General features: G+C 52.0%; 22 protein-coding genes and 1 other annotated feature. Of the genes, 13 read left to right on the forward strand and 9 right to left on the reverse strand.

Annotation, left to right across the window (positions count from 1 at the left end; translation table 11 throughout):
• Nucleotides 1-61 precede the first annotated feature (61 nt).
• Nucleotides 62-1,045 carry an LPS O-antigen chain length determinant protein WzzB gene (wzzB, locus tag V2154_RS08325; protein WP_353501829.1) on the forward strand — a complete coding sequence of 328 codons (984 nt, stop codon included), beginning with the start codon at nucleotides 62-64 and terminating at the stop codon, nucleotides 1,043-1,045.
• Nucleotides 1,046-1,114: 69 nt separating this feature from the next.
• Here the strand turns inward: wzzB and hisIE are convergent, their stop codons facing one another.
• From hisIE to hisL, 9 genes are all read right to left on the reverse strand, one after another.
• Nucleotides 1,115-1,741: a bifunctional phosphoribosyl-AMP cyclohydrolase/phosphoribosyl-ATP diphosphatase HisIE gene (gene hisIE, locus V2154_RS08330; RefSeq protein WP_437342027.1), complete on the reverse strand. Its 627-nt coding sequence runs from the start codon at nucleotides 1,739-1,741 to the stop codon at nucleotides 1,115-1,117.
• A gap of 11 nt (nucleotides 1,742-1,752) precedes the next feature.
• Nucleotides 1,753-2,526 (reverse strand): imidazole glycerol phosphate synthase subunit HisF, encoded by a 774-nt coding sequence (gene hisF, locus V2154_RS08335; protein WP_353501831.1) that lies wholly within the window; start codon nucleotides 2,524-2,526, stop codon nucleotides 1,753-1,755.
• On the reverse strand, nucleotides 2,508-3,245 hold the full coding sequence (hisA, locus tag V2154_RS08340) for a 1-(5-phosphoribosyl)-5-[(5-phosphoribosylamino)methylideneamino]imidazole-4-carboxamide isomerase (protein ID WP_353501832.1): 738 nt from the start codon (nucleotides 3,243-3,245) through the stop codon (nucleotides 2,508-2,510). The genes hisF and hisA overlap by 19 nt, the downstream gene beginning before the upstream one ends.
• Nucleotides 3,246-3,250: 5 nt before the next feature.
• On the reverse strand, nucleotides 3,251-3,841 hold the full coding sequence (gene hisH, locus V2154_RS08345) for an imidazole glycerol phosphate synthase subunit HisH (protein ID WP_353501833.1): 591 nt from the start codon (nucleotides 3,839-3,841) through the stop codon (nucleotides 3,251-3,253).
• A complete protein-coding gene (gene hisB / locus V2154_RS08350) occupies nucleotides 3,841-4,923 on the reverse strand; it encodes a bifunctional histidinol-phosphatase/imidazoleglycerol-phosphate dehydratase HisB (RefSeq protein WP_353501834.1) in 1,083 nt (360 codons plus the stop codon). The genes hisH and hisB overlap by 1 nt, the downstream gene beginning before the upstream one ends.
• A complete protein-coding gene (gene hisC, locus V2154_RS08355; protein WP_353501835.1) occupies nucleotides 4,920-6,056 on the reverse strand; it encodes a histidinol-phosphate transaminase in 1,137 nt (378 codons plus the stop codon). The genes hisB and hisC overlap by 4 nt, the downstream gene beginning before the upstream one ends.
• Nucleotides 6,053-7,369, reverse strand: a complete 1,317-nt coding sequence (gene hisD, locus V2154_RS08360; RefSeq protein WP_353501836.1) for a histidinol dehydrogenase — start codon at nucleotides 7,367-7,369, stop codon at nucleotides 6,053-6,055. Before hisD ends, hisC begins: the two co-directional genes overlap by 4 nt.
• Before the next feature lie 4 nt (nucleotides 7,370-7,373).
• Nucleotides 7,374-8,273, reverse strand: a complete 900-nt coding sequence (gene hisG, locus V2154_RS08365) for an ATP phosphoribosyltransferase (RefSeq protein ID WP_353501837.1) — start codon at nucleotides 8,271-8,273, stop codon at nucleotides 7,374-7,376.
• A gap of 182 nt (nucleotides 8,274-8,455) precedes the next feature.
• Nucleotides 8,456-8,578 (reverse strand) — a sequence feature (His leader region).
• Nucleotides 8,554-8,601: a his operon leader peptide gene (hisL, locus tag V2154_RS08370; protein WP_128124630.1), complete on the reverse strand. Its 48-nt coding sequence runs from the start codon at nucleotides 8,599-8,601 to the stop codon at nucleotides 8,554-8,556. Its footprint overlaps the feature before it by 25 nt.
• 350 nt (nucleotides 8,602-8,951) lie before the next feature.
• Between hisL and V2154_RS08375 the strand changes: the two genes are divergently transcribed.
• The 12 genes from V2154_RS08375 to cheZ all read left to right on the forward strand — a co-directional run bounded on the left by V2154_RS08375 (nucleotide 8,952) and on the right by cheZ (nucleotide 22,143).
• A complete protein-coding gene (locus tag V2154_RS08375; protein ID WP_353501838.1) occupies nucleotides 8,952-9,782 on the forward strand; it encodes an SDR family oxidoreductase in 831 nt (276 codons plus the stop codon).
• 1,313 nt (nucleotides 9,783-11,095) lie between these two features.
• Nucleotides 11,096-11,440: a flagellar transcriptional regulator FlhD gene (gene flhD / locus V2154_RS08380; protein WP_353501839.1), complete on the forward strand. Its 345-nt coding sequence runs from the start codon at nucleotides 11,096-11,098 to the stop codon at nucleotides 11,438-11,440.
• A 2-nt stretch (nucleotides 11,441-11,442) separates the two neighbouring features.
• A complete protein-coding gene (gene flhC / locus V2154_RS08385; protein WP_353501840.1) occupies nucleotides 11,443-12,072 on the forward strand; it encodes a flagellar transcriptional regulator FlhC in 630 nt (209 codons plus the stop codon).
• 196 nt (nucleotides 12,073-12,268) lie between these two features.
• The gene (gene motA, locus V2154_RS08390) at nucleotides 12,269-13,156 is read left to right on the forward strand and encodes a flagellar motor stator protein MotA (protein WP_353501841.1); all 888 of its coding nucleotides are present in this window, start codon (nucleotides 12,269-12,271) and stop codon (nucleotides 13,154-13,156) included.
• Nucleotides 13,153-14,328: a flagellar motor protein MotB gene (gene motB, locus V2154_RS08395; RefSeq protein WP_353501842.1), complete on the forward strand. Its 1,176-nt coding sequence runs from the start codon at nucleotides 13,153-13,155 to the stop codon at nucleotides 14,326-14,328. The genes motA and motB overlap by 4 nt, the downstream gene beginning before the upstream one ends.
• Before the next feature lie 10 nt (nucleotides 14,329-14,338).
• Nucleotides 14,339-16,366, forward strand: coding sequence for a chemotaxis protein CheA (cheA, locus tag V2154_RS08400; protein ID WP_353503950.1), 2,028 nt, complete (start codon nucleotides 14,339-14,341; stop codon nucleotides 16,364-16,366).
• Nucleotides 16,367-16,443: 77 nt separating this feature from the next.
• Nucleotides 16,444-16,941 (forward strand): chemotaxis protein CheW, encoded by a 498-nt coding sequence (gene cheW, locus V2154_RS08405; protein ID WP_034789926.1) that lies wholly within the window; start codon nucleotides 16,444-16,446, stop codon nucleotides 16,939-16,941.
• 347 nt (nucleotides 16,942-17,288) lie between these two features.
• Nucleotides 17,289-18,977, forward strand: a complete 1,689-nt coding sequence (locus tag V2154_RS08410) for a methyl-accepting chemotaxis protein (RefSeq protein WP_353503951.1) — start codon at nucleotides 17,289-17,291, stop codon at nucleotides 18,975-18,977.
• Nucleotides 18,978-19,112: 135 nt separating this feature from the next.
• On the forward strand, nucleotides 19,113-19,985 hold the full coding sequence (gene cheR / locus V2154_RS08415; protein ID WP_437341997.1) for a protein-glutamate O-methyltransferase CheR: 873 nt from the start codon (nucleotides 19,113-19,115) through the stop codon (nucleotides 19,983-19,985).
• The gene (locus V2154_RS08420; protein WP_034789950.1) at nucleotides 19,985-21,034 is read left to right on the forward strand and encodes a protein-glutamate methylesterase/protein-glutamine glutaminase; all 1,050 of its coding nucleotides are present in this window, start codon (nucleotides 19,985-19,987) and stop codon (nucleotides 21,032-21,034) included. The genes cheR and V2154_RS08420 overlap by 1 nt, the downstream gene beginning before the upstream one ends.
• Before the next feature lie 51 nt (nucleotides 21,035-21,085).
• Nucleotides 21,086-21,475, forward strand: coding sequence for a chemotaxis response regulator CheY (cheY, locus tag V2154_RS08425; protein WP_100938303.1), 390 nt, complete (start codon nucleotides 21,086-21,088; stop codon nucleotides 21,473-21,475).
• Between the two features lie 38 nt (nucleotides 21,476-21,513).
• Complete coding sequence (gene cheZ / locus V2154_RS08430; RefSeq protein ID WP_353501843.1) at nucleotides 21,514-22,143, forward strand: protein phosphatase CheZ; 630 nt, start codon at nucleotides 21,514-21,516, stop codon at nucleotides 22,141-22,143.
• Nucleotides 22,144-22,655: the final 512 nt, after the last annotated feature.

The raw sequence follows: 22,655 nt of genomic DNA on the forward strand, positions 1-22,655 counted from the left end.
AATTACAAGCTTATAATTACTTCACGCATACAATTGCTTAAATATTTTGCTTAGGGTGACCATGAATCAAGATAACAATGACGGGATGAGAAGACACAGCAATGATGCTGATGACTCTATTGATATAATTGAACTTTTTATGCAGCTTTGGCGCGGGAAAGTGACAATTATTATTTGTGTGATTTTAGCTCTAGCAATTGCGATAACCTATTTAGTCGTTGCTAAAGAAAAATGGACTTCCGAAGCTATTGTGACCTATCCGGACTCAGGGCAAGTTGCGAACTATACGAATGCAATGGGAGTTCTGTATAACCAAAATCCTGCAATTACTGAAGTCCAGCAGCGCTTTTTTGGGCGATTTAATGCTGCTATTTCTGCATTATCCGAACAACTTGATAACCAAGCTGAACCTGAGAAGTTAATCATAGCACCTTCCACTAAAGATCAACCTGTGCCTGTTAAAATAAGCTATACGGCTTCAAGTGCAGGTGACGCGCAAAAGACACTCACTACTTATATCCAACAAATCAATAAGCGCGTAGTCAACGAGCTTGATGATGATTTACAGTCGAGCATCAATTCGAAAATTGGTGACTTGAAAGAAGACCTAGCAACCAAAGAAAAGGTCGCTCAGGAGAAGAAAGATAAACGTCTTGAGATCCTAAATCAGGCACTGATTGTTGCTGAGCAGTCCAATACTAAAAATACGATTGTGCAACAAGCTGAAAATTTATCTGAAGATACTCTGTTTGCTTTAGGCAGTGATGCGCTTTCATCTATTATAAAGAATGAAGCTACGCGTCCGTTGCCACTGGATGGGTCCTACTACGACGCCCGTCAGTCACTTTTGGCTATTAGCGCATTAAAGTCTAAACCAGACTCCACGTATTCTTTCCGCTATGTGATGAAGCCGAACCTGCCTATTCGCCGTGATAGTCCACAAAAAGGTGTGATATTAGTGCTGGGTGCATTAATCGGTGTCATTCTTGGTGCAGGTGTAGTCTTGGGACGCAATGCTTTGAGAAATTACTCTCGCAAATCGTAATTATTCGTTAAATAAAAAAGGCCGGTTTATCAATTAAACCGGCCTTTTTTTTATTTAAAAATCACTAAATTACTTCTTATGCCTCTGTCGCAAATTCTCAATCACCGTGCTCAGGTTCAAATCTTGATCCTGCAACAGCACGAGCAGGTGATACACCAAATCAGACGCTTCGTTAGTGAGTTCGAAACGGTCATTGACCGTGGCGGCGAGGGCGGTTTCGACGCCTTCTTCACCGACTTTTTGCGCGATGCGCTTAGTGCCGCTGGCGTAGAGTTTGGCGGTATACGAACTCTCTGGGTCGGCGTTTTTGCGCGAAGCCAATAGTTCTTCCAGTTGGAAGAGGAATCCCCAGTCGGTTGCGGCAGGATGGAAGCAGCTATTGTAACCTTTGTGACAAGTCGGGCCGATAGGGTTGACCAGCGCCAGTAGGGTGTCGTTGTCACAGTCGGGATAGATGCTGACCAGATTGAGGAAGTTGCCCGAACTTTCGCCTTTGGTCCACAAACGCTGTTTGGTTCGAGAATAGAAAGTGACTTTGCCAGAAGCCTGAGTTTCGGTCAGGGCTTCCTGGTTCATATATCCCATCATCAATACTTCACCGGATACCGCGTGTTGGACAACAACAGGCATCAGATTATCGACTTTTTCCCAGTCTAGCTGGGCAATCTGCTCTTCACTTAAACGCGCATTATTCAAATTTTCATTACTCACAAGCGGATCTCCACGCCATTTTCGGCCAGATAGCTCTTCAGCTCGCCGATATTAATTATTTGTTTGTGGAACACGGATGCCGCCAGTGCGCCATCAACGTTGGCTTGTAAAAATGCATCGAGGAAGTGCTTCGGCGTGCCCGCGCCGCCTGACGCGATCAGAGGAACGCGGCAAACGTCGCGAATCAACTGCAACTGCTGCAAATCATAGCCATTGCGTACGCCATCCTGATTCATCATATTCAGCACAATTTCGCCCGCGCCGCGTTGCTGAACTTCTTTCACCCAATCTTGGGTCTGCCAGGTGGTGACTTTGGTGCGCGCCTCGTCGCCGGTAAACTGGTGAACCTGATAGCTGCCGGTTTCAGCGTCATGCCAAGTGTCGATGCCAACTACGATGCACTGCACGCCAAAGCGATCCGCCAGTCGGGTGATCAGCGTCGGGTCGGCCAGTGCAGGGGAGTTGATGGAAATCTTATCCGCGCCAAACTGTAAAATCTGCGCCGCGTCTTCCGCACTTTTAATCCCGCCCGCCACGCAGAAAGGAATGTCGATCACTTCCGCCACGCGAGATACCCAGCTTTTATCCACCACGCGCCCGTCGGAAGAGGCGGTAATATCATAAAACACTAATTCGTCGGCACCTTCTTCCGCATAGCGTTTTGCCAGCGGCACGATGTCGCCGATGATTTCGTGATTGCGGAACTGCACGCCTTTGACTACCTGACCGTTTTTAACATCCAGGCAGGGGATTATCCGTTTTGCCAGCATGAAATTGCCTCCGTCACGCTAAATTTGCCTTCGAGAAGTGCGCGCCCGACAATCACGCCTGTTACGCCACTATCGCGCAGTTGGGCGATATCATCCAAATTACCAATGCCGCCTGATGCCTGAAATGCCACTTGCGGATAACGCGCCGTGACTTCGCGATACAGCTCTACGTTTGAGCCGGCGAGGGTGCCGTCGCGGGAGATATCCGTGCACAGCACGTGCTTGAGGCCGAAAGGTAGATACTGCTCGACCACTTGTTCTAAGGTGGCGTTCGAGTTCTCCTGCCAGCCGCTAATGGCCACGCTTTTCGTGCCGTGCTCATCAATACGCACGTCCAGCGCCAAAACCAGCGCGTCAGCGCCAAAACGGCTAAACCAGCCTTGAACTGTCTCAGGGTCTTTTACCGCCGTTGAGCCGACAACCACGCGGGTTGCGCCCGCAGATAACAGCGCTTCGACATCCTGCTCGGTGCGAATGCCGCCGCCGACTTGCACGGGCACGCTAACGCCAGCCAGCAGTTTTTTTAGCAGCGGGATTTGGCGGGCCGCCGGGTCTTTCGCGCCGGTCAAATCCACTAAGTGCAGCACTTCGGCACCCTGTTGCTGATAATCATGCAGTCGTGGCAGCGGGTCGCTGCCGTAATCACGTTGCTGACCATAATCGCCCTGATGCAAACGCACCACGCTGCCGTCAATTAAATCTAAAGCGGGAATAATCATGGTGCTTACATCTCCAGAAAATTTTTCAACAGCTGTGCGCCTGCTGCACCGGAACGCTCGGGGTGGAACTGCACGCCGAAGAAATTATCTTTTTGCACGGCAGCGGTGAAGGCTTCGCCGTAAAGCGTCTGCGCGATGGTGTTTTCGCAGATTGGCATCGCATAGCCGTGGACGAAATAGAAGTACGCGTTCTCGTCGATCCCGCGGAACAAGTGGCTGTCAGCGTTAGCAATCACCTGGTTCCAGCCCATGTGCGGCAAAGGCAAGCCTAAGTCCTGCATGCGTTGCACCGGCGTATCGATAATCCCCAGAGTTGCCACGCCGCCGCTCTCATCACTGCCCGAACCAAGCAGCTGCATACCTAGGCAAATGCCCAGCACGGGCTGAGTACAAGCCTTGATTAAGTCGATTAACTCGCGCTGCTCAAGCTGATCCATGGCAGCCTGAACCGTGCCGACGCCGGGTAAAAAAAGCTTATCGGCATGTAGAACAATTTCCGGATCGCGGCTGACCTGCGGCTCATAACCCAGACGCTGGACCGCATATTTCACTGAAGAGAGGTTGGCACAGCCGGTATCAAGGATAACGACATTCATCAAAGCACTCCTTTCGAGCTCGGCAGGGTGTTGCCGTCAACGCGGATCGCCTGGCGCAGTGTGCGGCCAAAGGCTTTGAACAGGCTTTCCACGCGGTGGTGATCGTTTTTGCCCTTAGTGCGCAGGTGCAGGGTACAGGCCATGGCGTAAGAAAGTGAGCGGAAGAAGTGCTCCACCATCTCGGTACTAAGATCGCCTACGCGCTGATAGTTGAACTCCGCTTTGTATTCGAGGTGCGGGCGGCCAGAGATGTCCAGCGCGCAGCGAGCCAAACACTCGTCCATCGGCAACACGAAGCCGAAACGGCCAATGCCGCGTTTATCGCCCAGTGCCTTGTTCAAGGCTTCGCCGAGCGCCAGCGCGGTATCTTCAACCGTGTGGTGGTCGTCTATGTACAAATCACCTTTCACTTCAATATTCATGCGGAAGCCGCCGTGGGTGGCGATTTGGTCCAACATGTGGTCGAAGAAGCCGACGCCGGTGCGAATTTTGCTGTCGCCTTCGCGGTCCAGCCAGACATCTACGTCAATGGCGGTTTCGCGCGTCACGCGGTTAACCTGGGCGTGGCGGTCGCGTTTGGTCAGCTGTTCAGCAATCGCTGGCCAGTTGAGCGTATCGCGCTGGTAACGTAAGCCAGCAATGCCCATATTGGCCGCCAGCTGCAGGTCTGTATCACGGTCGCCAATCACATAGCTGTTAACGACGTCCATCACGCCGCTGTCCAGATAACCCTTCACCAACTCGGTTTTCGGCTTACGGCACGCGCAGTGGTCAGCAGGCAAGTGCGGGCAAATCAGCACTTCGTCAAACACAATGCCTTGTGAAGTGAGGATCTGCATCATCAGGTTGTGAGGCGGGTCGAAGGTTTCTTGTGGAAAGCTCGCCGTACCTAAACCATCCTGATTAGTGATCATCACCAGTTTGAAGCCCGCGCCTTGCAGGGCCAGCAGAGCGGGGATCACTCCCGGTTCCAGCGCCAACTTATCCAGACGGTCTACTTGAAAATCTTCAGGCGGCTCGGAAATCAGCGTACCGTCGCGGTCAATGAATAAGATCTTTTGTACTAACGGGCTCTGGCTCACATAGGCTCCTTTCTTGGGGCAAATTCATTATTAGTGGTTACTGCCGTCTGGCCCGCGCCGGGCAGTGGGCGCAGCGCGTCGATGACTCGCTGGCACTCGGCACGGGTGCCTACGGTAATGCGTAAGCAGCCGGAAAGACCCGGTTGTTTATTCTGATCACGTAAGATAATGCCCTGATCCCACAGTGTTTTAAAGACCTGGCTGGAAGCAATGAAGCGAGCCAACACGTAGTTGGTTTCGCTGGTAAATACCTGCTCTACGCATTCGCACTGATTTAATTGGTCGATCAGCCAGCCACGGGTTTCACTGATTTCTGATACCCGCGCACGCATAACCGCCAAGCCTTCATCACTCAGCGCCTGCGCGGCAATGTCGGCAACCGGCGTTGCCAGTGGATAAGGGGCGATCACTTTCATTAATAGAGCAATCAGTTCGCTGCTGGCTAAGGTGAAGCCACAGCGCAGTCCGGCCAGAGCAAAGGCTTTGGAGAGGGTGCGCAGCACGGCGAGGTGCGGATACTCTTGCAGCCAGCCGGCGACCGAGGCCTGCGGGCAGAACTCAATATACGCTTCATCTATAGCAACAATCGCCTTGCCGCGCGTGAATTCCAGCACGGCTCGCAAATCATCGGGATTGATCAGATTGCCGGTCGGGTTGTTTGGGCTACAGATATAGACCAGCTTTACGCCGTCGAGCGCCGCCTCTATGACAGGCAGGTTCAGCGACCAGTCTTCATTGGCGTCAACCGTGCGACCTTCCACGCCGATAGTCTCGGCGCTGACGCTGTACATGCCGTAAGTAGGCGGGCAATAAAGGATGGCGTCTTTGCCCGGCTCGCAGAACGCGCGGATCAGCAACTCAATGCCTTCGTCGGCGCCACGGCTGACGATTACCTGACTGGCATCCAGACCGGCGTAGGCCGCGTAGCGCTCCACCACCAGCTTCGGCTGGCATTCTGGGTAGCGGTTGAAAGTCTGCGCGGTGAGTTCGAACTGCGGAGCCAGCGGATATTCATTGGCATTTAACCAGACATCGCCATTGCCACCCAGACGACGAGCTGACTGATAAGGTGTCAGCTCGCGAACGTTTTTACGGGCCAGCGCCTGAACGCTGAGATTGCTTTTATCACTCATTGTCCTTGCTCCTTCAGCGCATTGACGCGCAGGGTTACGGCATTTTTATGAGCTGTCAGTTGTTCAGCCTGCGCCAGTGTTTCAATGGTGGTCGCCAGACCCAGCAAGCCCTGCGGCGTAAGCTGTTGTACCGTCATGCGTTTCTGGAAATCCGCCAGCCCGAGGCTTGAGTAAGTGGCGGTATACCCATAGGTCGGCAGCACGTGGTTGGTGCCCGAGGCGTAGTCTCCCGCAGATTCCGGTGACCAGTCACCGAGAAACACCGAGCCCGCGCTGGTGATGCTGTCTACCAAGGCTTCCGGCTCGCGGGTTTGTAAAATCAGGTGCTCCGGGCCGTAAGCGTTACTGATTTCAATACACTGTGCTAAGTCTTTCGCCACGATTAGGCGGCTGCTTTCCAGCGCCTGGCGGGCAATTTCTTTGCGCGAAAGCAGGGCAAGCTGACGCTCTACGGCTTCGGCCACGGCTTTTGCCATCTGCAGACTAGGCGTCAGCAGCACCACCTGTGAATCCGGGCCGTGTTCTGCTTGCGACAACAGGTCAGAAGCCACGAAGTCAGGCGTTGCGCCACTGTCGGCAATCACCAGCACTTCGGACGGTCCGGCTGGCATATCAATCGCCGCGCCATTGAGGCTTTGGCTAACTTGACGCTTGGCTTCGGTGACGTAGGCATTGCCCGGCCCGAAGATTTTAGCCACTTTAGGCACGCTTTCTGTCCCGAAGGCCAGAGCGGCGATGGCCTGCGCGCCGCCGAGTTGGTAAACCTCACTGACGCCACACAGCTTGGCGGCATATAAGATTTCATCGGCAATCGGTGGCGGTGAGCACAGCGTCACACGCTGACAGCCCGCAATCGCTGCAGGCGTCGCTAACATTAATACCGTCGATACCAACGGCGCAGAGCCGCCAGGAATATACAGACCCACCGACTGAATCGGGCGGGTCAGCTGCTGGCAGCGCACCCCGGGCTGGGTTTCAATATCGACCACCGCCAGCTTTTGCGCTTCATGGAAGGTGGTGATATTGCGTACCGCGTGCGCCATCGCCTGTTTCACGTCGTCGCCAAGGCGAGCCGAGGCGTCTTCGATTTGCCGGGCGGTGACGCGAATGTCGGCGACATCGGTTTTATCGAATTTGGCGCAATACTCGCGTAAGGCGCTGTCGCCTTCGTTGCGAACGCGGCTAAGGATCTCGCTGACTGACTCGGTGATTCGGTCAGAGGCGGAGATTGCCGGACGAGTCAGCAAATCGCGACGCTGCTCTTCGCTACATTGCTGCCAGTCAATAGGGGTACTGAACGCGGTTGGCTGCATGGTCTTACTCCATCATTTTTTCGATTGGTAAGACCAGAATGGAGCTGGCGCCGAGGGCTTTCAGCTTTTCCATGGTTTCCCAGAACAGGGTTTCACTGCTGACCATGTGCATCGCCACGCGCTGCTGGTCGCCCGCCAGAGGCAGAATAGTAGGGCGCTCGGCACCTGGCAGCAGGCTGATGATTTCGTCCAGACGCTCGCTTGGCGCGTGCAACATAATGTATTTGGATTCGCGAGCCTGAATCACGCCCTGAATACGGGTCATCAGGCGGTCGATCAGCAGCTGTTTCTCTTGCGGCATTTCGCCGTCGCGCTGAATCAGACAGGCTTTCGAACGGTAAATGACTTCCACTTCGCGCAGGCCGTTGGCTTCTAAGGTTGCGCCGGTAGAGACCAAGTCACAAATGGCGTCGGCCAGACCGGCGCGCGGTGCCACTTCGACAGAGCCGTTCAGCAGGCAGGATTTGAACTCTACGCCTTGCTTGTCGAGGTACTGTTTAAGGATGTGTGGGTAAGAGGTGGCGATACGGGCATTTTGCAGGCTTTGCGGGCCGGTGTAGTCGCAGTCCAGTGGGGTGGCCAATGAGAGGCGGCAGCCGCCGAAGTCCAGACGACGTAGGGTGAAGTAACGCGGGTCTTCGCCCTGTGCGCGGCGGTTCAGCAGCTCTTCTTCCAGCACGTTTTCGCCGATAATGCCTAAGTCCACCACGCCGTCCATCACCAGCCCTGGGATATCGTCATCGCGCACGCGCAGGATATCGATCGGCATATTCTCTGCGAAAGCGATCAGGCGTTGCTCTTGCAGGTTAATTTTGATCCCACAGCGTGCCAGCAGTTCGCGTGAATCGTCGCTCAGGCGACCTGACTTCTGCATTGCTATCCGTAAACGTGATTTATCCAACATAAAAACCTCGACCTTATAAGTATTTAATTTTGTTGTGTTTGCTTAATTCTTTTTACCCCAAAATAATTCGAGTAACAGGAAGGCGGCAATTGAGCGAATCCCGATGAGCTTACTGAAGTAAGTGATTCGGGTGAGTAAAAGCAGCCAACGCACCTGTAACTTGAATTATGAAGGGGAGGGGCAAAAAAAAACCCTCGGAAGTTGATCTTCCGAGGGCTCTCTTTAGGTTCTGCGCCACTGGAAGATCTAAACAGTCTCCCAGCACCAAACGCCTGAAAGACTAGTCAGGGTGATGGTGATGATGGTGGTTGAACAGAACGTTAGTCATGAGTCTTTCTCTTATTGGTGGTGCTTAGTGTTTTAACTGCGTCGTCAATGCCATTAAAGGTATCATTCACAGCGAGTATCAATTCTTGTGTCAATAAAACTAAACTATGAGGTAGCCGCGACGCAACCTTTTTTTAGGAAGATAAATTTTTCTTATCACCGGCGCTACTTTCATCTAAAACGTGAATGATCGCGTAGGAGAACCAGTCTGTAACATTTATAAGAAAAAGCTGACAGCTTCCGACATTGCCTGAACGAATGAACAGGCATAAATTGTTAAACTAAGTGGGATGAGAACTTTTCGGCCTTGATCATGCAGGAACGCATGGCGCGAACAGAATGGAGTAATAAATGAAAAAAGTCGCAATAGTGGGGTTGGGGTGGTTAGGTATGCCACTCGCAATGTCTCTGGCCATGAAGGGGTATGAGGTTGTCGGCAGTAAGACCACGCCGGACGGCGTCGACGCCGCGCGCATGTGTGGTATCAACTGTTTCCCTCTGGTCTTTAAGCCGGAGATGGAGTGTGAAGCGGCCGATCTGGATGTACTATTAAATGTCGACGCGCTGATCATCACCTTGCCGGCGCGCCGGACGGTGGAGGGCAGTGAGCTCTATTTTCAGGCGGTTCAGCAGCTGGTGGACAGCGCGCTGGCGTACAATGTTGGCCGCATCATCTTTACTAGCTCGACATCTGTCTATGGTGATGGCACGGGAACCATGCGTGAGAACTCACCGCTGCGTCCGGTAACGCCAAGCGGCAGAGTGCTTGAGGAGCTGGAAAACTGGTTCCATCGCTTGCCTAATACCTCGGTTGATGTACTTAGACTGGCGGGGCTGGTGGGCGCGGATCGTCATCCGGGACGCTTCCTTGCCGGCAAGACCGACGTACAGGGCGGGGACGATGGCGTCAACTTGGTCCATCAGGATGATGTTATTCAGGCCATCACTCTTCTGCTCGGCTTGCCGAAGGGCGGACATACTTATAATTTGTGCGCGCCGGTGCATACCCAAAAACGTCATTTCTATCCTGCCTTTGCTCGCCAGCTTGGGCTTACGGAACCGCAGTTTGCTGAAGTTGCTGAAGGGCAGCCGAGCGGCAAGCTGATCGACGGCAGCCTCATCTGCAAAGAGTTGGGTTTCGAGTATCAATACCCAGATCCTGAAATGATGCCGGTTAGCTAATCTGCCGCAAGCTAATCAATCGGAAAACCCTCTTAAAAGCAGAGGGTTTTTTTTGGGTTTATAAATAAAGAAAACCGATTAATAAGAGTAAATAGGGTGATAAAACTTAGCTGTTAACGTTTTCAGTTGAGCTTTTAATTATTTTTTGATCGATATTGGAGGGTTTTAATAACTCTTTAGATGACAAATTGGTGATGGATATTTTAATTCTTCTTTACTATTACTCTGCGAAATAAATTTTCACCGCCCTTGGCTACGCTTCTGCTAGCACTTTTTGGACCTAAAACCCCATGCCTTATGATGCCTTAATAATAAAAATCCTAAGACTGGTCTGAGCTTTTACTCTTTGCTGGCATAAACCACCTTATGTATTCGGCGCTAAAGTTTTTGTTTTCGGTGCCGATACCTCTCTTGCCCCTACATTGGGCCACTCACTTTACCGCCACTTCTGTATCCTCCCTGAGGGCAGAAGGTTTTCTGCTGCAAAAATTATTTGTTACACACCTTGACTTTATACGCTTATAAAGCCGTACTTACTGACGCAATCCCCTCGTTTATCCCAGATTTACCCTGAAAAACCTTCCTAAACAGCACTCAATCTAGCCATTTTTGAATAAAAAGTTATTTTTCAGTCAATCTGGATTTATTGCTAATTCATGTCTTAAATGTAGATTATAAATCTAAATAAAATGTGTTAATCATGTTTTTGTATGGTTAATTTCGCTTTAATTAGAAGTTGTACAAAATGATCTAAAAATGAATGAAAAAACGGGGCTGAGAAGGGATTTTAAGACGCATTTTTACTTTTGGTTAAATTTTGAGCTGATTTTTTACCCAAATCACTCTTTTTGGATAAAAATAAGTTTTATTTTTGTGATCTGCGTCACACTTTATCCAAAATTCGCTGAGGCCTAGATTGTATGTGCTAATGATTCGGGGTTACATTTGCGTCGTATTAAGATTAATCCTAATAATGTATGTAAAAGCGTTTCACTGAATGACACGCAATCACAGCAACGGACCCTGCCGAAAAGCTACAACTGATAAATTATTAAATTTAATTAGCCGTGAAATTGTCACATTTATAGTTTACATCAGGAACTACTTTGTATTGGCGGTGAATATAAAACCGCGAGATAAACCTGTTTTGTCCTCGCAAACATTTCTTTGAAAAAATGAAATGTGATGTTCATCGTCCAATGAGCCAATTGTTTTGATAGTAAAAAAATACTCTGTCGGACTAAAAAACCAAGCAGTGATTATATCTATCAACCAGTTATGAATTCATAGCTGACGGTATGGGGTAAACAAGCATGTCAGAATTGCTTAAACATATTTATGACATCAATCTGTCATATTTGCTGTTAGCACAGCGGTTAATAAACGACGAAAAGGCTTCCGCGATGTTCCGGTTGGGGATCGACGATGTCATGGCTGACGCGTTAGCTGGCCTGACTTTGCCGCAAATGGTGAAGTTAGCTGAAACGAATCAGTTGCTGTGCCAGTTTCGTTTCGACGACAGCAAGACGATTGAGCGTTTGACGCAAGAGTCGCGAGTGGATGATTTACAGCAAATCCACACAGGTATTCTGTTGTCTAGCCATTTGCTGAAAGGGCTTTCAGCTAAAGACAGCAGCGCCTCTAAGAAAAGGGCATAACTATGTCCCTGATAAAAGCACCATCGACACCGAGAGAGGCTTCGGCCAAACCCGTCGAAAAAAGTATTGTTCAGGAAGCGCGGGATATTCAGTTAGCGATGGAATTGATTTCGCTGGGTGCCCGTTTACAGATGCTGGAAAGCGAAACGCAGCTTAGCCGTGGTCGGTTAATTAAACTCTACAAAGAGCTGCGTGGTAGCCCTCCACCGAAAGGGATGTTGCCGTTCTCCACCGATTGGTTCATGACGTGGGAACAAAACATTCACTCCTCGATGTTCTACAACGCCTACACCTTCCTGATGAAGAGCGGGCATTGCAATGGCGTTGAGGCGGTTATCAAGGCATATCGTCTGTATCTGGAGCAGTGTCCAGAGCAGCCGGGTGAAGCGCCGATTTTGGCCCTGACCCGTGCGTGGACATTGGTTCGATTTGTTGACAGCGGCATGCTGCAACTCTCTTCTTGCAACTGCTGCGATGGTTCTTTTATTACCCATGCACATCAGCCACGTCACGGTTTTGTGTGCAGTCTTTGCCAACCACCTTCACGAGCAGTAAAAAAACGTAAACTTTCCCCGGAAGCTGCCGATAGTACATCTCAAGAGCTGGACGAAAAGGTCAAGCGCGCAGTTTGAGATGATGTGGGCAGCAGAGTGCGACAGGTAACGTGATGATAAAGAGTGGTGAAATGCCACTCTATACAATACCTCCCCAACATCCCCGATCGTTTTTTGTTGTCTCCTGACGATACAAAAACCTCAATTCTCTCCTCAAGCGCGCTTTCCCTGGTCTGGCCTATACCCAAAAGCCACATCGAATTAAGGAATTATCGTGCTAGTACTCATCGGTTACATCGTGGTCCTGGGCTCAGTCTTTGGCGGCTTCATGCTGGTTGGCGGCGAGCTGGGCGCGCTTTATCAGCCCGCAGAACTGCTGATCATCGGCGGCGCCGGTATTGGTGCGTTTCTGGTTGGTAACAACGGCAAAGCCATCAAATCAACGCTTCGCGCACTGCCGAAACTGTTCCGCGCATCGCGTTACAGCAAGGCGCTGTATATGGATCTGATGGCGCTGCTCTATCGTTTACTCGCCAAATCGCGCCAACAGGGGATGCTATCGCTGGAAAACGACATCGATAATCCGCAGGAAAGCGACATTTTCACTAATTATCCGCGCATTCTTGCCGATAAACATTTGGTGGAATTTCTCACGGACTATTTACGCCTGATGGTCAGCGGCAACATGAATGCTTTTGAAATCGAAGCGTTGATGGATGAAGAGATTGAAACCTACGAGCAAGAGAGCGAAGTGCCCGCCAACAGTCTAGCGCTGGTGGGGGATTCACTCCCGGCGTTCGGCATCGTGGCCGCGGTCATGGGGATTGTTCATACCCTGGCCGCCGCAGACCGTCCGGCGGCTGAGTTGGGTGCTTTGATTGCCCACGCGATGGTCGGCACCTTCCTTGGTATTTTGCTGGCCTACGGCTTTGTCTCCCCGCTGGCAGCAGTGTTGCGTCAGAAATGTGCTGAGAACACCAAGATGATGCAGTGCATCAAAGTGACTTTGCTTTCAAGCCTGAATGGCTATGCGCCGCAGATTGCCGTCGAGTTTGGTCGTAAAACGCTTTACACCTCCGAGCGTCCTTCATTCGTCGAACTCGAAGATCACGTTCGTCAGGTCAAATCGCCTAACAAGCAAGCGGAAGAAGAAAACGTATGAAGCATCAGAGTCATCCCATCGTTGTGGTGCGCAGGAAAAAGGCCAAGCACGGCGGCGGGCATCACGGCGGGTCGTGGAAGATTGCTTATGCCGACTTTATGACGGCGATGATGGCATTCTTCCTGGTGATGTGGCTTATCTCCATTTCCAGCCCGAAAGAGCTGGTGCAGATTGCTGAATACTTCCGTACGCCATTGGCCGTGGCCATTACCAATGGTCCGCGCAGCAGCGACGCCACCAGCCCGATTCCGGGCGGCGGGGATGACCCAACCCAGCAGGATGGCGAAGTGCATAAGATGATCCAGTCGCAGGGCGACCAGCGTGAAATCGGTGATTTGCAGCGCCTGCAAGAGAAGCTAGAGCAGATGCTGATTTCCGATCCGCGTCTGAAAGATTTGCGCCCGCACCTGATGATTAACCTCACGGAGCAGGGGCTGCGTATCCAGATTATCGATAGCCAGAACCGCCCGATGTTCCAACTGGGCAGCGCCACGGTAGAGCCTTATATGCGCTATATCTTGCGGGCGATTGCTCCGGTGCTGGATGATTTTCCCAACAAGATAAGCCTCGCCGGTCATACCGATGATATGCCGTACGCCATGGGCGAACGCGGCTACAGCAACTGGGAACTGTCGACCGATCGCGCCAACGCCTCGCGCCGTGAATTAACCGCCGGTGGCCTGAGCGAAGGCAAAGTGCTGCGCGTGATGGGCATGGGTTCCACCATGCAGCTGAAAGACCATCCGTCCGGCGACGCGATTAACCGTCGCATCAGTATTTTAGTGCTGAATAAACATGCCGAAGAGGCCATCGAGCGCGAAAACAGCGAGGGTGAAGCCGTCACCATTAGCGACGCGGGCGAATTGAAAAAGATGGTTCCGGGCAGTGACACTCAGGCTCCGGCCCCGGTTGAGCCACCAAGCGCCAAGGCGTCATCGGCTTTCGCGCCGCACCTGACATCCAAGGAACCGCCAACAGAATCAACAACACCACCAACATCAGGGCAATCTTTACCGACGCAGCCCTCACAAGAACAACAACAACCCAAGAGTGAGACGGTGACTCCGGAAAGTTCTTCTTCGTCTAACAGACCAACCACGGCGATCCCTGCCGCGGCGGACGTTACGGCGCAACCGGCATCATCGGCAAGCCGCGATTCACAGCAGAGGTGATCACGTGAGCATGGATATTAGTGATTTTTACCAAACGTTTTTCGATGAAGCAGACGAACTGCTGGCGGATATGGAGCAACACCTGTTGCTGCTTGACCCCCAGACGCCTGATATCGAGCAGCTCAACGCGATTTTCCGCGCGGCGCACTCGATTAAAGGCGGGGCCGCCACCTTTGGATTCTCAGTTCTGCAGGAAACCACCCATTTATTGGAAAACCTGCTCGACGGTGCACGACGCGCAGAAATGAGCCTGAGCACTGACATCATCAACCTGTTTTTGGAAACGAAAGACATTATGCAGGAGCAACTGGACGCCTATAAATCCTCTCAGGACCCTGATGCTGAAAGCTTCGAATACATCTGCGCCGCGCTGCGCCAACTGGCGCTTGAAGCTCAAGCACAGCTGCAGGGCGCACCGACGGTCGATCTTCACGTTGTGACGGAGTCAGCGGCGGTGAACTCTGCGCCGACGGCGGCCTCGAGCGGCGGTTTACGCATTCTGCTTTCTGGCTTGAAAGAGGCCGAAGTGCCGCTGATGCTGGAAGAGCTGGGCAATCTTGGCGATGTGCAGGACGCCGTACAGACAGCGAATAGCGTCGAAGCGACCCTCAACACCACGCTGAGCGAAGACGACATCAGCGCCGTGCTTTGCTTTGTTATCGAACCTGAACAAATCAGCTTTAGCCAGCCCGCCGCCAATGACGTCGAGCCGGCCGTTGCTGAACCACAGGCCGTGGCCGCGCAACCTGTCGCGCCAATTGAGGAAGCCGCGCCGCGCGCTGCGCCCGCTCTGGCTGTCGTGCCTGACTCGGCGCCACCGGCGAAAGCGCGCGCGCCAAAAGCCGCTGAATCAACCAGCATCCGCGTGGCGGTTGAGAAGGTGGATCAGCTGATTAACTTAGTCGGCGAATTGGTCATAACCCAGTCTATGCTGGCCCAGCGTTCTGACCTGCTGGACCCGGTGGCCCACAGCGATTTGCTCAACAGTATGGGGCAGTTGGAGCGCAACGCGCGTGACCTGCAAGAGTCGGTGATGTCCATTCGTATGATGCCGATGGAGTACGTTTTCAGTCGCTTCCCGCGTCTTGTCCGTGACCTTGCCAGCAAGCTGAACAAGCAGATTGAATTGACGCTGCTCGGCAGTTCGACCGAGCTGGACAAGAGCCTGATCGAAAGAATCATCGACCCATTAACCCACCTGGTGCGTAACAGTCTGGACCACGGCGTGGAGTCTCCCGACGTGCGTATCGCCAACGGCAAGCATCCGACGGGCAATCTGACCCTTTCCGCAGAACATCAGGGCGGGAATATCTGCATTGAAGTGGTAGATGACGGTGCGGGTCTGAATCGCGAGAAGATTTTGGCCAAAGCCGCGTCGCAGGGGATGAACGTCAACGACAATATGAGTGATGAAGAAGTCGGGATGCTTATCTTCGCGCCAGGTTTCTCGACTGCGGAAAAAGTGACTGACGTTTCAGGCCGTGGCGTGGGCATGGACGTGGTGAAACGAAATATCCAGGAGATGGGCGGTCACGTTGAAATCCATTCTCAACAGGGTAAAGGCACCACCATCCGCATTCTTCTGCCGCTGACGCTGGCGATTCTGGACGGTATGTCCGTCAAAGTCGGCGAAGAGGTGTTTATCCTGCCATTAAACGCGGTGATGGAATCTCTGCAACCTTTGGCTGAAGACTTACATCCGCTGGCCGGTGGCGAGCGCGTTCTGCAAGTGCGTGGCGAATATCTGCCGCTGGTCGAGTTGTACAACGTGTTTGACGTGACCGGGGCGAAAACCGAGGCGACGCAGGCCATCGTGGTGATCCTGCAAAGTGCCGGACGCCGCTACGCGCTGCTGGTGGATCAGTTGATCGGTCAGCATCAAGTGGTGGTGAAAAACCTCGAGAGTAACTATCGCAAAGTACCGGGGATTTCCGCCGCGACCATTTTGGGCGACGGCAGCGTGGCGCTGATTGTTGATGTATCAGCCCTGCAGGCGCTTAACCGTGACAAACGTGCCGTAGACTCGGCCGTTGCATAAAAAATTTAAAACGAAAAAGCCCTCACTGGTGACGCCGGTGAGGCTCAATTTTAGCCGAACGATGAAGGGTGAATAACATGGCCGGACTTGCAACCGTGACAAAAATGGCAGGTGAAACGGTAGGACAGGAATTCCTGATTTTTACGCTGGGTGATGAAGAATACGGTATCGATATTCTCAAAGTGCAGGAGATCCGTGGTTACGATCAGGTAACCCGCATCGCCAACACCCCGGCATTCATCAAGGGCGTCACCAACCTGCGCGGCGTCATCGTTCCAATTATCGACCTGCGGGTTAAGTTCGCCCAGCAGAACGTTGAATATAATGAAAACACCGTGGTTATCGTGCTGAACTTCGAAAACCGGGTAGTGGGTATTGTGGTTGACGGCGTGTCTGACGTGCTCTCTCTGACTCAGGAGCAAATTCGCCCTGCGCCAGAGTTCGCGGTAACGCTTTCTACCGAATACTTAACCGGCCTTGGTTCACTGGGCGATCGGATGTTGATTTTGGTCGACATCGAGAAGTTGCTGAGCAGCGAAGAAATGGCACTGGTAGAAAGTGTGGCAAAAGCTTGATTTAGCTTGGTTTTATCTCTCCTCTTTCATGAGAGGAGGTCAGGTGGGGTGTGGGGTTTGCCGCATTGAGTGTTGAGTTAAACCACTCCTCATCCCAGCCTTCTCCTCTGAGAAGAGAAGGAGTAAACCTAACTCGAATTTACTTTAACCCGCTGACTTTTCTGCAATACCCCCTCCCAGCCTCCCCCTTGCCAGGGGGAGGAGCACAATAGCACTCCACTGAAACAGCAAGGTTTTGACCTTGACCGTGAACTCGTTTTCAGCGGTTTTACAAAACCGCTCTCAAGTTATACATCGCCCTGCCGATAACCCTCTGTAGATGAATTAATGGAAAAAGGCACAACATGATGTTTAAGCGTATGAAAGTGGTCACGGCCATCGTTGTCTTACTGGTGGTCTTTGGGGCGTTACAGTTGGTTTCTGGTGGGCTGTTCTTCAAATCGCTTAAAACCGATAAAGATAACTTCGCCACTTCGCAGCAAATTCGTGTGCAGCAGGCTGAGCTAAATGCCAGTTGGATTTATCTTCTGCAAACCCGTAATACCCTCAACCGCGCGGGCATACGCTTTATGCTCGATGCCAACCAAATGGGGAGTGGGGCGACAGTTAAAGAGCTTATCGACGTCGCGCAAAAGGATTTGAAAGTTGCCGGCGAGCACTACGCCAAATATCAAAAAATTCCTAGCGATGCGAGCCAGAATCCGGCATTAGCGGCTGATATTAAAAAGAATTATGACGTTCTTAACGGCGCGCTGAGCGAGCTGATTGACCTTATCGGCTTGGGACGCATCAATGACTTCTTCGAACAGCCGACCCAGCAATATCAGGACGGATTTGAGAAAGCATTCGTCAACTATATCGACCAAAACGACAAACTGTATAACCACGCAGTTAACGTCAGCGAAAACTCCTTTAGCAGCTCACTTTGGGTGCTGGGTGTGATCCTGATGGTGCTGGTGCTGTTTATCGGCCTGGCGTGGTTCGGCGTGCAGCGCGTGTTGGTTCACCCACTGCGTTCACTGGTGGAAAGCATTCAGCACATTGCTCGCGGCGACTTGACGCAGCAAGTGACGGTGGAAAGCCGTAACGAAATTGGTCTGTTGGCTGAAAGCATCAAAGACATGCAAAGCGAGTTGATCCGCACGGTGTCTGGCGTGCGTCAGGGCGCGGACGCTATCTATAGCGGCGCCAGTGAAATCTCTGCGGGTAACAACGATCTCTCTTCACGCACCGAACAGCAGGCGTCTTCTTTGGAAGAAACGGCCGCCAGCATGGAGCAACTGACCGCGACGGTGAAACAAAACGCCGAAAACGCGCGCCAGGCGAGCCAGCTTGCACTAAGTGCCTCCGAAACGGCGCAGAAGGGCGGCAAAGTGGTGTCTAACGTGGTGCAAACCATGAGCGATATCGCCGCTAGTTCGAAGAAAATTACCGACATTACCGGCGTTATCGACGGTATTGCTTTCCAGACAAACATTCTGGCACTGAACGCGGCGGTTGAAGCTGCCCGCGCCGGTGAGCAAGGCCGCGGATTTGCCGTGGTTGCTGGGGAAGTGCGCAGTCTGGCGCAGCGCAGCGCTCAGGCGGCGAAAGAGATTAAAGGCCTGATTGATGACTCGGTAAGCCGCATTAATACCGGTTCCGTTCTGGCCGAAAGCGCCGGTGAAACCATGAGTGATATGGTCAGCGCCGTCACCCGCGTGACCGACATTATGGGCGAAATCACCTCTGCTTCTGATGAACAGAGCCGTGGCATCGAGCAAGTGGCGCAGGCCATTACCGAAATGGACCGCGTAACCCAGCAGAACGCCGCGTTGGTTGAAGAATCAGCCTCGGCCTCCGCGGCGTTAGAAGAGCAGGCGAGCCTGTTGACGCAGTCCGTGGCGGTATTCAGCCTTGGCCAGCATCAGGTGAATGTCGTTCGCCCGACCACTACCTCGGCTCGTCAACCTTTGCTAACGCCAAATCTTTCTTCCTCGCCAGCTGGCAAAGGTGCCGCTAGCAACAACCTGACTGAAAACTGGGAAACCTTCTAAGCAGTAAGTCATTGAGCATTTAACAGTAGCAATAGCATGACAGGGGCGGTTTCCGCCTCTGATGCGTCGGTAATGAGAGTAGGGAAAGCCATTTGGGCAACAGCAACAGAATCTGTCGTTTAAGGAGTCCGCATTATGAGTGCTCCTAATTCAAACCATGTTCCGGATAACGCGTCAATTATGGCGCAAATGATCCAACGGCTACCGCTGTCGGACATCCATTTTCGCCGTATCAGTGAGCTTATCTATCAGCGCGCCGGTATCGTTCTGGCGGATCACAAAAGAGAGATGGTTTACAACCGACTGGTTCGTCGATTGCGAATTCTAGGAATTAATGATTTTGGCCAGTATCTGGCGATGCTGGAAAGTGATGCGAATAGCGCCGAATGGCAGGCATTTATTAATGCTTTAACAACCAACCTGACGGCTTTTTTTCGCGAAGCTCATCATTTTCCTATTCTCGCTGAACATGCTCGCTCTCGGCCGAACAATTACAGCGTCTGGAGTACCGCCGCCTCAACCGGGGAAGAGCCTTACTCCATTGCCATGACCCTGAGTGAAGCACTGGGGCCAAGAATGGCCAGTTGCAGCATTCATGCCAGCGACATTGATACGCAGGTATTAGAGAAGGCCGTTGCTGGCGTCTACCGTCAGGAAGAGTTGCGCACGCTCAGTGCCCAGCAGATGCAAAAGTTCTTCCTGAAAGGCACAGGCCCGCACAGTGGGTTGGTGCGCGTTCGCCCGGAGCTGGCGCAAATGGTGGCTTTTCAGCAGATCAACTTGCTGGCTGGCCATTGGCAGCTTAATGGGCCATTTGATGCGATTTTTTGTCGGAACGTGATGATCTACTTCGACAAACAGACGCAGGAAAAAATCTTACGCCGATTTGTTCCGTTACTAAAACCGGGCGGCCTGATGTTTGCCGGACATTCCGAAAACTTCAGCCAGATTAGCCGGGAATTTTATTTGCGTGGCCAAACTGTTTACGGTCTCGCCAAGGAGAGGTAATGAATAAAATCAGAGTGTTGAGTGTCGATGACTCGGCGTTGATGCGGCAGTTGATGACCGAAATTATCAACAGTCATCCGGATATGGAAATGGTGGCAACCGCGCCTGATCCGCTGGTTGCGCGCGACCTGATAAAAAAATTCAATCCGCAGGTTTTGACGCTTGACGTCGAAATGCCGCGCATGGACGGACTGGATTTTCTCGAAAAATTGATGCGCCTGCGCCCGATGCCGGTGGTGATGGTTTCTTCTTTAACCGGGCAGGGGTCGGAAATTACCTTACGGGCGCTGGAGCTGGGGGCCATTGATTTTGTCACTAAGCCGCAGTTGGGGATCCGCGAAGGCATGCTGGCCTATAGCGAACTGATTGCCGACAAGATCCGCACGGCGTCAAAGGCGCGACTGAATAAGAACGTCAATGCTGATATGCCGCGCATGCTGAGCCATACGCCGCTGCTCAGTAGTGAGAAGTTAATTGCCATTGGCTCATCTACCGGCGGGACCGAGGCGATTCGCCACGTGTTACAGCCGTTGCCGCCGACCTGCCCGGCACTGATGATCACTCAGCATATGCCGCCTGGGTTTACCCGCTCTTTTGCTGACCGGCTGAACAAGCTTTGCCAAATCACGGTGAAAGAGGCGGAAGACGGCGAGCGTGTGCTGCCGGGACATGCTTACATCGCGCCGGGGGACAGGCATATGGAGCTGACCCGCAGCGGGGCAAACTATCAGGTCAAGTTGAACGACGGCCCGGCGGTGAATCGCCATCGCCCGTCGGTTGACGTGTTATTCCGTTCGGTGGCGCAGTTCGCCGGACGCAATGCTGTTGGGGTGATCCTGACAGGAATGGGCAATGACGGCGCTGCCGGCATGCTGGAGATGCACCGCGCCGGGGCCTATACCCTGGCACAAAACGAAGCCAGTTGTGTGGTGTTCGGGATGCCCCGTGAGGCGATCGCCTCCGGTGGGGTCAATGAGGTGGTGGATCTCAGCCAAATAAGCCAGCGCATGCTGGCACAAATATCAGCCGGACAGGCTTTACGTATTTAATTTTTCATCCCGCTAGGGTGATGAAGCAGCACAATTTAGGAGCACTAAAACATGGCCGATCCAAATCTGCGTTTTCTGGTGGTAGATGACTTTTCAACTATGCGCCGCATCGTGCGCAACCTGCTGAAAGAACTTGGTTTCCAGAATGTGGAAGAAGCCGAGGATGGCGTTGATGCACTGAACAAATTGCGTGCCGGTGGTTTCGACTTCGTGGTGTCTGACTGGAACATGCCAAACATGGACGGTCTTGATCTGCTGAAAACTATCCGCGCCGACGCCGCATTGGCAAAAATGCCGGTGCTAATGGTCACCGCAGAAGCCAAGAAAGAGAACATTGTGGCAGCCGCTCAGGCTGGCGCCAGTGGCTATGTCGTTAAGCCATTTACTGCCGCGACTCTGGAAGAGAAGCTCGGCAAAATTTTTGAAAAACTAGGCATGTAGGAGCAGATATGGCTGACTTACTTCCTCCAGGAATGACAATGCCTGCAAACGATGCAGCAACCGCGGGCGATATTATCGCCCGGATTGGGCAACTGACACGCATGTTGCGCGACAGTATGCGCGAATTGGGGCTTGATCAAGCCATCGCCCAGGCAGCGGAAGCCATTCCTGATGCCCGCGATCGTCTGGATTACGTTGTCACCATGACCGCTCAGGCGGCAGAACGTGCTTTAAACTGTGTTGAAGCGGCGCAACCGCGCCAAAACAAACTTGAATCTGCGGCGAAGAAACTGGATGCGCGCTGGGACGAGTGGTTCGAAAACCCAATCGAGCTGTCCGATGCTCGTGAACTGGTGACGGACACCCGAAGCTATCTGAAAGAAGTTCCTGAGCACACCAGTTTTACCAATGCGCAGTTGTTGGAAATCATGATGGCGCAGGACTTCCAGGACTTAACCGGGCAAGTTATCAAACGCATGATGACCGTGGTCCAAGAGATTGAGAATCAGCTGCTGTCCGTGCTGATGGATAACATTCCTGAGCAGAACATTAAAGCCAAGCGTGAAAACGACAGTCTGTTGAATGGCCCGCAACTCAATGCAGAAGGCGTCGGCGTGGTGGCTTCCCAAGAACAAGTTGATGACTTGTTGGACAGTTTGGGCTTCTAAATCGACGCCTTCCTCTCTTATCTCTACCTCCCATATTCCATCCGTTTGTATTCTGGGCAAACGGATGGAGTCAGTAATAGCGATCTTTAGCGCAGCTTAATCATTTTTTCTCAAAAAATAGTTACCCGGCTTATTAGAATAAATCTAAACCAATGATCCTTTTTTCTTAGTTAATTCTAAGCGAGAAATAATTGCCTCTACTGTTTAATTTCTAAGAATTTCATTCTCATGAGTTTCTTATGCACGATGCTTGGAATATATAACCGAGAAATATCCCAATTAAAGGCATTTAATGTATGTGGTTTTATTAGCAAATACGCTTTCCAAAGTATTGCTCCATTAAAATGCTGTCGTTATACTGCGCCGCATCAAGAGGTTATTAGCGTTATCAATAACTCTTCTTGTTATCTTTGAACATATTTCCTCATTTTAATTAACAGAGGAAAAAAAGGATATTGGTTATTGTTAACCAATAAATGTAGCAGTAACAATTGACTATATATAAGGAAATT

The sequence above is a fragment of the Ewingella sp. CoE-038-23 genome (assembly GCF_040419245.1).
GTDB lineage: Bacteria > Pseudomonadota > Gammaproteobacteria > Enterobacterales > Enterobacteriaceae > Ewingella > Ewingella allii.

Excerpts from the sequence above, each read along its gene's own strand:
- motB (WP_353501842.1), top strand. The coding sequence starts at position 13,153 with ATGAAGCATCAGAGTCATCCCATCGTTGTGGTGCGCAGGAAAAAGGCC.
- flhD (WP_353501839.1), top strand. The coding sequence starts at position 11,096 with ATGTCAGAATTGCTTAAACATATTTATGACATCAATCTGTCATATTTG.
- hisF (WP_353501831.1), bottom strand. The coding sequence starts at position 2,526 with ATGCTGGCAAAACGGATAATCCCCTGCCTGGATGTTAAAAACGGTCAG.
- cheY (WP_100938303.1), top strand. The coding sequence starts at position 21,086 with ATGGCCGATCCAAATCTGCGTTTTCTGGTGGTAGATGACTTTTCAACT.
- cheW (WP_034789926.1), top strand. The coding sequence starts at position 16,444 with ATGGCCGGACTTGCAACCGTGACAAAAATGGCAGGTGAAACGGTAGGA.
- hisA (WP_353501832.1), bottom strand. The coding sequence starts at position 3,245 with ATGATTATTCCCGCTTTAGATTTAATTGACGGCAGCGTGGTGCGTTTG.
- V2154_RS08420 (WP_034789950.1), top strand. The coding sequence starts at position 19,985 with ATGAATAAAATCAGAGTGTTGAGTGTCGATGACTCGGCGTTGATGCGG.
- V2154_RS08375 (WP_353501838.1), top strand. The coding sequence starts at position 8,952 with ATGAAAAAAGTCGCAATAGTGGGGTTGGGGTGGTTAGGTATGCCACTC.
- V2154_RS08410 (WP_353503951.1), top strand. The coding sequence starts at position 17,289 with ATGTTTAAGCGTATGAAAGTGGTCACGGCCATCGTTGTCTTACTGGTG.
- hisD (WP_353501836.1), bottom strand. The coding sequence starts at position 7,369 with ATGCAGCCAACCGCGTTCAGTACCCCTATTGACTGGCAGCAATGTAGC.
- cheA (WP_353503950.1), top strand. The coding sequence starts at position 14,339 with ATGGATATTAGTGATTTTTACCAAACGTTTTTCGATGAAGCAGACGAA.
- hisG (WP_353501837.1), bottom strand. The coding sequence starts at position 8,273 with ATGTTGGATAAATCACGTTTACGGATAGCAATGCAGAAGTCAGGTCGC.
- hisC (WP_353501835.1), bottom strand. The coding sequence starts at position 6,056 with ATGAGTGATAAAAGCAATCTCAGCGTTCAGGCGCTGGCCCGTAAAAAC.
- cheR (WP_437341997.1), top strand. The coding sequence starts at position 19,113 with ATGAGTGCTCCTAATTCAAACCATGTTCCGGATAACGCGTCAATTATG.
- cheZ (WP_353501843.1), top strand. The coding sequence starts at position 21,514 with ATGCCTGCAAACGATGCAGCAACCGCGGGCGATATTATCGCCCGGATT.
- flhC (WP_353501840.1), top strand. The coding sequence starts at position 11,443 with ATGTCCCTGATAAAAGCACCATCGACACCGAGAGAGGCTTCGGCCAAA.
- wzzB (WP_353501829.1), top strand. The coding sequence starts at position 62 with ATGAATCAAGATAACAATGACGGGATGAGAAGACACAGCAATGATGCT.
- hisH (WP_353501833.1), bottom strand. The coding sequence starts at position 3,841 with ATGAATGTCGTTATCCTTGATACCGGCTGTGCCAACCTCTCTTCAGTG.